Below are 13,717 nucleotides of genomic sequence, written 5' to 3' on the forward strand. Positions count from 1 at the left end.
ACTTTATTTTTGATAATCAATATGGCATAGATTTTGTCATTTTAATGTGAAATCAAGCACACTTATGAAAAATAGATTCCTAGTATTCTTGCTACTTATACCGCTTATGTTGTTTTCTAGAACACATAATAATTCAGAATACCAAACGATTTCAGGTTTTATATCTCATAAAAATGATCGGCTTTCAAACGTTTCTATTTTTATTGAAGGCACAATGCGATTTACTGTAACAGACTCAATTGGCTATTATAATATTAAAGCCAAAGTAGGAGAAACGATAAGCTTTAGTTATGTTGGGCTAAAAAAAGTGTGGGTTTTAATTGAAGACGTTACTACGGTACTAAATATCAATTTAGAACTTGAAAACACGATTACTGGTTTAAAGCCAAAAAAAGTTTTAAAACTTGGAGGTAGTGATATTGGCAATGATGCAGCTCCCTATAATATTAGAAAAATTGAAGGAAATAGCTTAGATAAGTTCGCTCCTTCATTAACAAAAGCAATTGAAAATAAAGTACCCGAATTGCTTGTAAAAATAAATCAATTTGGTGAAGAAATTGCCTATTTAAAAGGACGAGAGCTAGAAGGACCCGCTCTTTGGGTATTTGATGGCGTTACTTTTGGATTACCAATACCTGTTTATATTTCTGAAGTAGAAGAGGTTTTAGTCATAAATTCCGAAGAAAAAGGGTTTATAATTCTAGTAAAAACCAATATTGATTATAAAAAAGTAAAAGGTATTAATTATGATGATTATTACTTAACAGATGCTGATTATTATAGGAATGACGCTATCCAATACAAAAAAATAAAAACTAAAAAACCAAAGTACTTAGAGGAGTATCCGAAAAGAGTGAATTCAAAAAAAGCACTCGAAATCTATTTAAACCAATACCCAAAATATAAAAATGAGGTTAACTATCATTTTAATGTATTTAATTATTTTAAGAAAGAAAAATTTAGTGAAAATAATATGTTAAAGGTACTTACCGATTTTGAAGACTTCTCCCCCAATAATCCAGAAGATTTAAAAGGAATTGCTTACAAATATCAAGAGCTAAAGGAACAAGAAAAAGCCTTAGCTGTTTATAAAAAAATAGTAAAATTAAGACCTGAATATAGACAATCTTATAGAGATTTAGCAAATACATATATATCCTTAAAACAATATAGAGACGCATGGTTAGCGTATCATTATTACCTAAATAAAAATTTTAAAATAGAAGATAATGATATCGGAGAAATTATGGGGTCTGAAATAATAGCTACATATAATCTAGATAAAGAAGATAAAAATTCGACCCAAAAAATTAAAATTGAGAATTCGAAAAAAAATATTGAAAGTGATGTTAGACTAGTTTTTGAATGGAATACTTCTGAAGCAGAATTTATTCTTGAATTTGTAAATCCAGATTTATTGCCCTATGCTGTTGAAAATTCTTCTTCGGATAATATTGATTTAATTATTGATCAAAAAAAGAAAGGATATACATCAAAAGAAGTTTTTATAGAGAATTTAAAACAAGGAGATTGGCTCGTAAATCTTACCTATCTAGGAAATAAACAATCGAAACCAACAATTTTTAAAATTACAACCTATTATAATTGGGGAAGACCAAATCAAACTGAAAAAATAGAGGTGTTCGATTTTACGCAACTCAATTTAAAAACAGCTTTATTAAAATTGAATGGAAAATGGCTTTAGAAAAATTTGAAATACGAGAGGACATAAAACGAAAAGGTTATTTACAATCCTAACATTCAATACTTATTTTAACTTAAAGTAATGCTATTTATCATTCGAGAAGATGAAGTTCTACTCCTTTTTTAATAAGCATCTACATCCATAATAAAACGTATGGGTCTAAATTCTTTGACTGCCTCAAATGTATTTCTTATCTTAATGACTTTATTTTTTGTATCGGCCAAAGATTGTTTTGGCGGAATTTTAATCACAATATTTTTAATATATTGATTTCTAATTCTAGAAACTGCGGGTGCAGTAGGTCCTAAAACAAGTTCCCCAAAAGAACTATACAGAGCCTTAAACAACCAATTTACACCAGTATCAACTTTGTTATAATCTCTATGTTTTAACGTAATTTTTATCAATCGATAATAAGGAGGATATTTATATTGCCATCGCTCTTGCAGCTGTTCCTTATACATTTCTAAATAATTTGTGGTAGCAACCTGCTGTAGTATTTTATGATATGGATTATATGTTTGAATCGCTACATTTCCTTGTTTTTTACTTCTACCCGATCTACCAGATACTTGCACCATCATTTGATATGCTCTTTCATGTGCTCTGAAATCAGGGAAATTTAGCATCGTATCTGCGTTTAAAATTCCGACTAATGAAACATTTTCAAAATCTAATCCTTTAGAAAGCATTTGAGTTCCTACTAAAATATCGATTTCTTGAGCTTCAAAAGCACCAATTATTTTTTGATATCCAAATTTACCTCGTGTGGTGTCCAAATCCATACGACCTATTTTAAAATCAGGAAATAAATCTTTTAACTCTAACTCTATTTGCTCTGTTCCAAACCCCTTGGTATCTAATGTATTGCTACCACAGGCACTGCAACTATTAGGCATAGCACGCTGATAACTGCAATAATGACAGCGTAATTCATGTTTGAATTTATGAAATGTTAGGGAAACGTCACAATTGGGACACTGAGGAGAAACACCACAGGTTTTGCATTCTACAACTGGCGAGTATCCTCGTCTATTTTGAAATAAAATTACTTGTTCCTTTAAGTCTAAAGCCTCTTGAATTAATTTTAGCAATTGATCAGAAAAATGACCTTTCATTTCCTTTTTTCTTTGCTTTTCCTTTACATCAATCAGCTCGATTTTTGGTAATTGAACATTTCCAAAACGTCTGTTTAATGCAACAAAACCATACTTTTTTTGTTGGGCATTAAAATAACTTTCTAAAGATGGGGTTGCAGAACCTAACAAGATTTTTGCTTTGTGTAATTTTGCCAAAACAATAGCGGCATCTCTAGCATTGTATCTTGGTGACGGTTCAAATTGTTTGTAAGAGGTTTCGTGTTCCTCATCAACTACAATTAATCCTAAATTAGAAAAAGGCAGAAAAACAGAAGAACGTGCCCCTAAAATAATGCGCGCTTTTGTTTTGTTTTCTAGAACATTATTCCATACTTCTACTCTTTCATTCATAGAATATTTAGAATGAAACACAGATATCTGCTCTCCAAAATAAACTTGTAATCGCGTAATTATTTGAGTTGTCAATGCTATTTCTGGCAATAAAAACAAGACTTGTTTTTCGGCATCTAAAACTTCTTGAATTAACTTTGTATAAACTTCCGTTTTACCAGAGCTTGTAATTCCGTGTAAAAGTATTACGTCTTTTTCTTTAAAGTTTTGTTTTATTTCTGATACTGCAATTTCTTGAAATTCATTTAACTTTTTTAATGCATTAGTATCGCCTTCAAAATTTATTCTATCGGTTTGTATCTCATAAAATTCAAGGATATTTTTATCTACCAAAGACTTTAAAATAGTAGGTGAAACCGCCGCTTTTAGTTCTAAATCTTTTGCCTTTATCGGTTTTTTTGTGGTGGATAATTGAAAGAAGGTTAAAACTGCCTCTCGCTGTTTTTTTGCTCTAGAAAGTTCTTGCAACAACATATTTAAAGAAGTATCAGAGTTATACGCTGCATGCAAACGAACATATTTCACCAATTTTGGTTTGTACTGCTCGTAAATTTGTTCTTTAATATAGATGGCTGTTTTTTTAATCAACTCATTCACCAAAGGCATCACTTTTTTCTTACCCAATATTTTGGCAACTTGATGAATCGTTAATTGTGATTGATGTTGTAATGCTTCAAAAATTAAATATTCATCATCTTCTAAAATGGATTCCTCTTTAAACGTGTCATTTTTATAAATGATGGTTTCACTTTCTAATAAAAAAGCAGAAGGTAAAGAAGCTCTAAAAACATCTCCTAAAGAACACATATAATAACTAGCAATCCATTCCCAGTGTTTCAGTTGCAAATCATTCACTAAAGGTACCTCATCTAAAATTTGATGGATCTCTTTAGCCTCATATAAGGTTGGAGCGGTTTCATGAATATTAAAAACTAAACCTGTATACATTTTTGATTTACCAAAAGAAACGGCAACGCGCATTCCTTTTTTTAAAAAGCTAGCTTCCTCATCCGTAACTGCATACGTAAAAGTTTTCTCTATAGGAATAGGTAATATGACGTCTATATAATAAATCTTATAAAATATTTAACATTTAATGCTTCAAATCTAACTAAAAAATTGTATATTTAACACATATAAGAAAATAATTAATCCCCCAAAAATTATGACTTCACAAGATTGGAAAGCTCTCGGTAAATACGTTTCTGTTTACAATAATGACATTTTTGTTATTGATACAGGAAAATCAAAAGAAACCATTGTTATTCTGCATGGACACCCAACATTAAGTTACGATTATCACGCAATTATCCCTGAATTGGCTAAAAATTATCGAGTTGTAATTCACGACCACCTTGGTTTTGGTTTTTCAGACTGTCCGGATGAAATGCAATATTCTTTAATAGATCAAGCAGATATAGCGCTTCGTTTGTGGTCTTTTTTAGGCTTAAAAGAAGTTACTATTTTAGCTCATGACTACGGAAGTTATGTTGCGAAAGAAATTTTAGCTCGCAAAAACAACAACTTAATTCCTTTAAAAATTAAAAAAATAATCTTGTGCAGTAGCCATGAAGATTTAGACAGTCTAGAAATTTCTAATATCAATTCATTACTCAACGAGAAACAAAAAGATAAACAATCATTTAATCTTAGAAAAATAGGCTTTCGAAAAGTAAAAAGTACGTTGTCCAATAAATTTTACGACCTCAATAGCTCTCGTAGCCAATATGAGGAGGCAAAGAAGATACAAATAACAAGTAACTTTATAAAAGATCGATATATTTATTGGCATAGATGGACAGAAGCTTTGAGAGTAACTGAAATTCCTGTTAAAATATTTTGGCAAAAAACTGATACTGCTGCTCTTAAAGAAATTGCAATTGTATTAGCGGTTGATAAAGTAAATCACAACATAGAATGGCTTGAAAACACCAATGCTTTTTCAATAAAAGAGACTCCAAATAAATGGTTACATTTAGTTTTTGGCATCCACAATCAGAAATCAAGAATTGCTGCATTTTTCTAAAAACCGCAAACAATCGTAAAAATGGACTTAAATACGTGGAAAGCCCAAGGCGCATGCATTAATGTACTTCGTAAAAAAGTTTTTATCATAGATAAAGGAAAACATCATACAAAAAACATTCTTTTACTTCATGGATTTATAACTTCTTCTTATTGTTATCACAAAATTTTAGATGAGCTTTCTAAATATCACAGAGTTATATTAATAGATTTAATTGGCTTTGGGTTTTCAGAAAAACCAAAGGAACAATACTTTACCATTTTACAACAAGCAGATATTGTTCAAGAAATTTTAAAAAAATTAGATATTAAAACAATTTCTTTACTGGGTCATGATTACGGCGGTAGTATTATAAACGAAATACTAGTTAGAAAAAATCTAGAGCAAATTGATTTTCAGATAGAATCAATTATTTTTTGTAACGTAAATATGAGAATAGATGTTTTAGAATTTTCACCTTCTCAAGAGAACCATTTTATGGCGCTGAGCAAAGCGCTAAAAAAATTGATGTCTTCTAAAGGAATGTTTAAAAAAGATATTAGAGCATTATTTTTTGATCAAGAAAAAATATCAGAAATAGAATTAGAGAACTTTTGGCTTTTAATGCAAGAAAATGATGGTTTAGATATTGTTGATTATGTGGATAATTATATGGAAGAAAGAAAAACATTTTGGAATCGATGGCACAGAGCTTTAAGAAACTCTTCCATGCCCATAAAATTAATTTGGTCTAAAAACGATACGGTTGTGCTGCCTATGATTGCAGAATTTATTGCCTTAGAAACACCAAATAGTCAATTATCAATGATTGATACTTGTGGACATTTACCAATGCTAGAAAAACCTAAAGATTTATTGGATTTAATTTTGAAAACATAAATAATATATTGATTGACTCATTTTAATTGTTTAGCTATTTATTTTAAAAGCATTATTTTTTTTATTTCTATGGCTTAATTTTAATGATTCGTGGACACTCTATTTTTTTTAGAAATTGTATAAGTTCAAATAATAATCATAAAATTCATTTAGGTAATTAATTTTAAATCTTAAACCATTTTGGTTCGTGCTAGATTTATTTCAAAAGTAAAACTGATTGATTTTTAGATCATTTCATCAAAAAAAACCATGATTTTTACCAATATTTTTTCTAGTATTTAATTACTTATACAGAAATATAAATTACATTTATAAAAAGCTTAAACCTCGAGCTATGGTTACCGGACAAGATTGGAAGAGTTATGGGAAATATGTCAAAATTCAAAATCAAAATGTATTTGTTTTAGATACAGAAGATGAACGTTTTACTAAAGAAACAATTGTTATTATTACTGGATATCCTTCTAATAGTTATGATTATCATAAAACATTGCCCATATTAGCAGAATATTATAGAGTTGTAATTCATGACCATTTAGGGTTTGGCTTCTCAAAGGCACCGATTCCCTATTGTTTGTCACTTATCGATCAAGCAAATGTTTGTTTAGAACTTTGGACTAAGCTAAAATTAAAACATTTTATTATTCTAGCAGATGGTTATGGTGCTAAAGTTGCCAAAGAAATATTGTATCGTAAAAATGCTAATCTTATATTATTTAATATTAAGAAATTAATCATTTCTAATAGTGTATCCAATCAGTTTTATGCCGATTTAAATACCATTGCCGCTTTTATAAATAACAAGGAATCTGTTAAATATAAAGAAGTTTTACTGAATTATAAAAATGAAATTTTACTTAAAAGTATTGAGGGAGACAAGGTACCTATACATCATAAAAAAAGTAAAGTAGCTACTCTAAAACTTGCGGAACTAGAGAATCAAAAGGAGATTTTAGTTTTAAGTAGTTATAATGATGAAGACTATTTATATTGGCATCGATGGATGAATGCAATTCAAGAAACATCCCTTCCGATTTTTATTTTTTGGCGTAAAGATGATATTGCGAATATCAAAAACACCCTACTCCATATTGCATCCAATAGATATGATAATATTAAAGTAATTGAAAATAAAAAATGTTTTGTTTTAGATAAAGAACCCATTAGTTGGGCATTGATGATATTAAAAGAAATTGACAAAGCAATTTATGATATTTTGAAGATAAAATTTAACACGATCGTATAATACTTAAAAATGCAAATTTCAGACTGGAAAGAAAATCATATAACCATAAAATTATTAAATGAAGAATTTTCATATATCGATACTTTATCTCAAAAACCAGTAATCTTAGTGATTCATGGCTATGGTTCTAGTTCTTATGATTTTCATAAAGTTTTAGGAGACCTTAAAGAATCGTATAGAGTTTTAATGCCCGATTTAATTGGCTTTGGATTTTCATCCAAACCAAAAAACTATTATTTTTCTATTGTTGAACAAGCACAAATTTTAATAAAACTTATAGATACATTAAAGATTCAAGAGTTCTCAGTAATTTGTCAAGGATTTGGTGCCAGTGTTTTATGCGAAATACTTTCATTGATACAAATAAAATCTGTAGAAATTGAAATCCATAAAATTTGGTTTTTAAACCTAAGTTTATCCATCGAATTAAGCATGGATATCGAAAAACAAAGGGCCATTGAAAATTTTATTACCACTACATTCTTAAAAATCTCAAGTACTTTCGGGATATATAAAAAATACACAAAAGATTCATTCTTTAATCCGGATGCTATTACTGAAGAAGAATTAAAAACAGGATGGGAATTATTAAATTACAATAACGGATTAAAAACTTTAGATTTTGTTAAATATTGGATTATTGAAATTAATCATTGTACCACAAGATGGCTAAAAGTATTGTCTGAGACAACCTCTACGATCGATATAATTTGGGGTTTAAACGATATTTTAAAAGACTATGAAACACCCGAACGTATTCAATTTTTCTTAAAAACCACCCAACAAATGCATTTAATAGATAAGTGCGGTTACTTTATTGCCTTAGAAAAACCCAAAGAATTTATGGCTTTTATTTTAAATGATGAACTAAAAAAATAAAATAACGTTCTCTTCTATAAATACGATTTAATTTAAATTAAAAAAACAAGTGAAAATGCTTTTTCATAGTTAGCAGTATAAACCGTTTTCAGACAGAATGCTATAGCAATAGTTAAAGAAATACCACATTTTTAGTTTCTGAAGAGCTCAACTTTTACGTTAAATCAGCATATAGAAGTATACTAAAAAAGATGATTCTTAACAATCAATAACGAATACAAACCCATTCATTTTTATAAAAGCGCCCAAATATTGAACGCTTTTATGATCTAATAGTACTAGTAATACTAATAGTAAAAAACACTAAATATTTTCAGCCAACCAATCTCCTACTTCTTTTGTTCCGTATGCTTTTCCTCCGTCAGATAAATCTTCGGTAACCACGCCTTTATTTAAAGCATTATTTACAGCCTCTCTAATCGTTTTTCCTTCTTCCAATAATCCAAAGTTTTCGAACATCATGGCAGCGGATAAAACAGTTGCCATCGGGTTTGCAATATTTAAACCCGTAGCTTGCGGATACGAACCATGAATTGGCTCAAATAAACCAATATTAGCGCCCAAAGAAGCACTTGGCATTAAGCCCATAGAACCAGAAATTACAGACGCCTCATCTGTTAAAATATCTCCGAATAAGTTTTCTGTAATTAATACATCATAGCTATTTGGCCATTGTACCAAACGCATGGCAACAGCATCTACAAATTCATAAGAAACTTCTACTTCAGGATAATCCTTTTCCATGGCTTGAACAGTTTCTCTCCATAATCTTGAAGTTTCTAACACATTTGCTTTATCTACACAACACAATTTTTTAGACCGTGTCATTGCGAGCTCAAATCCTTTTTTTGCCAAACGGATTACCTCTGCTCTGGTATATACGCAATTGTCAAAAGCCGTTTCTCCATCATCTCTCCTCCCTTTTTCGCCGAAATAAATACCGCCTGTTAATTCACGTAAAAAAACCAAATCGGTTCCTTCAATACGCTCTCTTTTTAAAGGTGATTTATCTAATAAAGAAGGAAATGTAAATGTTGGTCTCACATTCGCAAACAAACCTAATTTTTTACGCATTTTTAACAATCCTTGTTCTGGACGCACTTTTGCTGATGGATCATTGTCGAACCTTGGGTGACCAATAGCACCAAATAAAACAGCATCCGAAGAGATACAAATTTCGTGAGTTTCATCTGGATAAGGTTCACCAACAGCGTCAATGGCTGCAGCTCCTGTCAAAGCAGGTCTCCAATTAATTTCGTGATTGAATTTTTTTGCAATAGCATCCGATACTTTTACGGCTTGCGCTATAACTTCAGGACCAATTCCGTCTCCTGCTAACAATGCGATATTTAATTTCATAATATTTTAAGCTTTTGGCATTTCGCTATTGGCATTTCGCACAATAAAAAACCGATAATTTAATTTCTATTTATTTTTTAATTATTTAAATATTGTATCTGCTATGTCACATCGAGTGAAATTCTTTTTTCAAGAAATTTGTTTCGAGATGTTTTATCATATAAAATACTCTTTTTGTTTTCCTCCAAAATTTTCTCGATACAATTTTCTCAAAAAAGTCGAAAATAAATCGAACTGACAAACTCTTCGTACTCAGACTAATTTACAGCAAACAAGCTAACTGAAAACTACGACTGCATACTGCCAACTTTTTAAATAATATTGAGCATTTTCTCCGTAGCTTTAATCGCTGAAACTGTTTGATCTGAATCTAAACCACGCGTAATAAATTCATTATCCTCTCTTTTCCAAGTAATTATAGTCTCACACAATGCATCAGAATGACTTCCTGGAGGAATTCTCACGGCATAATCGATTAATTTTGGCAACTCTTTTTTACTATGGATTTTATATAATTTTTTTAAAGCATTCATAAAGGCATCAAACTGACCGTCCCCTTGGGCATGTGCTTCATACTGCACACCTTCTACCTTTAATTGCAAGGTGGTTGATGGTTTCATTCCTTTTGCATGTCCTAATACATAATTTTCTACAATTACGCGTTTTTCAATGGTATCACTGTCTAACACATCAGAAATAATATAGGGCAAATCCTCTTGAGAAACCACTTCTTTTTTATCACCCAACTCAATAATTCGCTGCGTAACTTTTTTTAATTCCTCATCATTTAAACTGATGCCTAAATCTTGCAAATTCTTTTGAATATTTGCTTTTCCAGAGGTTTTACCTAGAGCATATTTACGTTTTCTACCAAAACGTTCTGGCATTAAATCGTTAAAATATAAGTTGTGTTTGTTATCTCCATCTGCATGAATTCCTGCGGTTTGCGTAAAAACATTGGCACCAACAACAGGTTTATTTACCGGAATTCGAAACCCTGAAAATGTTTCTACTAACTTACTAACTTTGTGTAAGGCTTTTTCGTTTGTTGCTATTTTTACATCAACCAAAAAGTCTTTAATAACAGCTAAAACACTAGCCATTGGTACATTTCCTGCGCGTTCACCCATTCCGTTAATGGTTAAATGCAAACCATTAGCCCCTGCTTTTACAGCTGCCATCACATTGGCAACTCCTAAATCGTAATCATTATGACCATGAAAATCTAGATGCATTTTTGGGTATCTTTTACGAACCTCCTGAATGTATAAAAAGGTTTCTTCAGGTGTTAAAATTCCTAAAGTATCTGGTAATAAAATACGTTCTATTTTTTGAGTGCTTAAAAAATCTAAATAATCAAAAACATAGTCCTTGGAGTTTCGCATACCGTTAGACCAATCTTCTAAATATACATTGGTTTTAATATCATTTATGGCCGCCAATTCTATGGTAGCTTTGATATCTATAAAATGTTCTTCGGATGTTTTTTTAAGTTGATGTGTTAAGTGATTTAGAGAGCCTTTCGTTAATAAATTCTGAACTTTTGCGCCCGCATCAATCATCCAATCAATAGATTTTCCGTTATCAACAAAAGTTAAAACCTCTATACTGTCTAAATAATTATTTTCAGAAGCCCAAGATGTAATTTTTTTAACAGCTTGCAATTCGCCTTTAGAAACTCTTGCTGAAGCAATTTCTAAACGATCTACTTTTAATTCTTCTAGTAATAATTTTGCAATGGTTAGCTTTTCTGAAACCGAAAATGACACGCCTGATGTTTGTTCGCCATCACGCAATGTGGTATCCATTATTTCAATCTTTCTCTTGGTCATTATTTTTTAGTATCAGCATACAAAAAGGAAAAATCTATCATTCTAATTTAGAAGAAATTCCATACTTTTCATCGAAAGAATATTTAACTTTATAAGATGTATCCCTTTGCTCGAAAAGACAAAAATGGGTTTCATCAGTGGGTTAAATTTTTTATTTTGTTGATAAACATGCACCTAAAAAGGTCTTGTTTTTGCAAATTCAACAATTTCCTCTTCTATATTTTTCAGGTAATCGATATCATCAAAACCATTGAGCATATTGTCTTTTTTATAGGTATTGATATCGAAAGATTCAGATGCTCCAGTAGTTAGTAAGGTTACTTTCTGATTCGGTAAATCTACTTCAATTTCCGTTTTCGGATCCGCCATAATAGCATCAAACAACATGTCTGCAAACTTTGCTGATACTTGCACAGGTAAAACCCCTACATTTAAGCAGTTATTTTTAAAAATATCTGCAAAAGCAGATGAAATTACGCAACGCAATCCGAAGTCATATACAGACCAAGCTGCGTGTTCTCTAGAAGAGCCTGAACCAAAATTTCTGCCTCCAACTAATATTTTAGAACCGGCATACATTTCTTTATTTAACGGGAAATCTGCTTTTGGCGTGCCGTCTTGATTGTATCGCCAATCACGAAAAAAATTCGTATCAAAATCTACCCGTTCCGTTGCTTTTAAAAATCGTGCAGGAATTATCTGATCTGTATCTACATTCTCTATGGGCAATGGATATGCCGTGCTTGTTAATGTTGTGAATTTATCGTAAGCCATGTTTTTTTAGTATTCAGTTGCCAGTATCAGTTGGCAGTAATTAGTTAATTTTAATAAAATATTTTAAATTCGTCTAGTTTTGTGACTGTAAACTGCCACTGAAAACTGCTAACTCGCCATTAGCGTGCGAGGATCTGTAACAACTCCTTCAACCGCAGAAGCTGCAGCGACTAAAGGACTTGCTAATAACGTTCTAGAACCAGGACCTTGTCTTCCTTCAAAATTTCTGTTAGATGTAGAAACTGATAATTTTCCTGCAGGAATTTTATCATCATTCATTGCCAAACAGGCAGAACAACCAGGTTCTCTCAATACAAAACCTGCATCCAAAATTATTTTATCCAATCCCTCTGCTTTTATTTGATCGACCACTTTATGAGATCCAGGAACCAACCAAGCTGTTACAGTATCTGCTTTTTTTCTTCCTTCAACAATAGAACAAAAAGCTCTAAAATCTTCAATTCTTCCGTTGGTACAAGAACCTAAAAAAACAAAATCTATGGGTTTTCCTATCATAGAGTCGCCTTCACTAAAGGCCATATATCCTAAAGATTTTCTATAGGTTTCGATACCTCCTTCTAAACTTTCTGCTGTGGGTATCGATTTTGTGACACCCATTCCCATTCCTGGATTGGTTCCATAGGTAATCATAGGTTCAATATCGGATGCTTCGTATGTAAATTCTTCATCAAAAACAGCATCTTCTTCTGTGTATAAAGTTTGCCAATAATTCATGGCTTTGTCCCAATCAGCTCCTTTCGGTGTTTGAGAACGTCCTTTTAAATATTCGTAAGTTTTTGCATCTGGAGCAATCATTCCTCCTCTTGCCCCCATTTCTATAGATAAATTACAAACGGTCATTCTACCTTCCATAGACATATCTTCAAAAACTTCGCCAGCGTATTCCACAAAATAACCTGTTGCGCCAGAGGTTGTTTGTTTTGCTATAATATACAAAGCAACATCTTTTGGAGTAACGCCCAAACCTAATTTACCAACTACGTTAATACGCATTTTTTTAGGTTTCGGTTGCATAATACATTGTGTTGATAAAACCATTTCTACTTCCGATGTTCCAATACCAAAAGCAATTGCACCAAAAGCGCCGTGGGTTGATGTGTGAGAATCTCCACAAACAATGGTTGATCCAGGTAAGGTTATTCCGTTTTCCGGACCAATAACATGAACTATTCCGTTATTTTCATCTCCTAAACCCCAGTGAGAAATTCCGTATTTCGCGGCATTTTTTTCTAAGGCATTTAATTGGTTTGCTGACAAAGGGTCTTCTACTGGCAAATGCTGATTCATAGTTGGTGTATTATGATCTGCAGTTGCAAAAGTTCTTTCTGGATAAAGCACCGAGTTATTTCTACTTTCTAAACCTAAAAAAGCCACCGGACTAGTAACTTCATGAATAAAATGACGATCTATAAAAAAAACATCTGGCCCGTCTTTTATACTGCGTACTACATGAGAATCCCAAACTTTATCAAATAATGTCTTTGCCATTTTTGTATTTTTTTCTTG

At 31.4% G+C, this 13,717-nt stretch carries 10 protein-coding genes; 5 read left to right on the forward strand and 5 right to left on the reverse strand.

Annotated features, from left to right (window positions below):
• The first annotated feature begins 64 nt into the window (after positions 1–64).
• A complete protein-coding gene (locus K8354_RS08305) occupies positions 65–1,705 on the forward strand; it encodes a DUF2135 domain-containing protein (RefSeq protein WP_223447160.1) in 1,641 nt (546 codons plus the stop codon).
• A 122-nt stretch (positions 1,706–1,827) separates the two neighbouring features.
• Here the strand turns inward: K8354_RS08305 and priA are convergent, their stop codons facing one another.
• The gene (priA, locus tag K8354_RS08310) at positions 1,828–4,269 is read right to left on the reverse strand and encodes a replication restart helicase PriA (protein ID WP_496559642.1); all 2,442 of its coding nucleotides are present in this window, start codon (positions 4,267–4,269) and stop codon (positions 1,828–1,830) included.
• A 91-nt stretch (positions 4,270–4,360) separates the two neighbouring features.
• Here priA and K8354_RS08315 point away from each other — a divergent pair, with 91 nt between their 5' ends.
• The 4 genes from K8354_RS08315 (at position 4,361) to K8354_RS08330 (ending at position 8,225) form a co-directional block, all read left to right on the forward strand.
• On the forward strand, positions 4,361–5,221 hold the full coding sequence (locus K8354_RS08315; RefSeq protein ID WP_223447162.1) for an alpha/beta fold hydrolase: 861 nt from the start codon (positions 4,361–4,363) through the stop codon (positions 5,219–5,221).
• Between the two features lie 21 nt (positions 5,222–5,242).
• On the forward strand, positions 5,243–6,100 hold the full coding sequence (locus tag K8354_RS08320; protein WP_223447164.1) for an alpha/beta fold hydrolase: 858 nt from the start codon (positions 5,243–5,245) through the stop codon (positions 6,098–6,100).
• A 334-nt stretch (positions 6,101–6,434) separates the two neighbouring features.
• Positions 6,435–7,346 carry an alpha/beta fold hydrolase gene (locus K8354_RS08325; RefSeq protein WP_223447166.1) on the forward strand — a complete coding sequence of 304 codons (912 nt, stop codon included), beginning with the start codon at positions 6,435–6,437 and terminating at the stop codon, positions 7,344–7,346.
• A 9-nt stretch (positions 7,347–7,355) separates the two neighbouring features.
• The gene (locus K8354_RS08330; RefSeq protein ID WP_223447168.1) at positions 7,356–8,225 is read left to right on the forward strand and encodes an alpha/beta hydrolase; all 870 of its coding nucleotides are present in this window, start codon (positions 7,356–7,358) and stop codon (positions 8,223–8,225) included.
• Positions 8,226–8,528: 303 nt separating this feature from the next.
• On the opposite strand, the gene leuB is transcribed toward K8354_RS08330, so the two are convergent.
• The 4 genes from leuB to leuC form a co-directional block, all read right to left on the reverse strand.
• The gene (gene leuB / locus K8354_RS08335; RefSeq protein ID WP_223447170.1) at positions 8,529–9,584 is read right to left on the reverse strand and encodes a 3-isopropylmalate dehydrogenase; all 1,056 of its coding nucleotides are present in this window, start codon (positions 9,582–9,584) and stop codon (positions 8,529–8,531) included.
• Positions 9,585–9,895: 311 nt separating this feature from the next.
• The gene (locus tag K8354_RS08340) at positions 9,896–11,416 is read right to left on the reverse strand and encodes a hydroxymethylglutaryl-CoA lyase-like TIM-barrel protein (protein WP_223447172.1); all 1,521 of its coding nucleotides are present in this window, start codon (positions 11,414–11,416) and stop codon (positions 9,896–9,898) included.
• A gap of 174 nt (positions 11,417–11,590) precedes the next feature.
• Positions 11,591–12,190 (reverse strand): 3-isopropylmalate dehydratase small subunit, encoded by a 600-nt coding sequence (gene leuD / locus K8354_RS08345; protein ID WP_223447174.1) that lies wholly within the window; start codon positions 12,188–12,190, stop codon positions 11,591–11,593.
• Positions 12,191–12,298: 108 nt separating this feature from the next.
• Positions 12,299–13,699 (reverse strand): 3-isopropylmalate dehydratase large subunit, encoded by a 1,401-nt coding sequence (leuC, locus tag K8354_RS08350; RefSeq protein WP_223447176.1) that lies wholly within the window; start codon positions 13,697–13,699, stop codon positions 12,299–12,301.
• Between the last annotated feature and the right edge of the window lie 18 nt (positions 13,700–13,717).

The sequence above is a fragment of the Polaribacter litorisediminis genome, from assembly GCF_019968605.1.
Lineage (GTDB): Bacteria > Bacteroidota > Bacteroidia > Flavobacteriales > Flavobacteriaceae > Polaribacter > Polaribacter litorisediminis.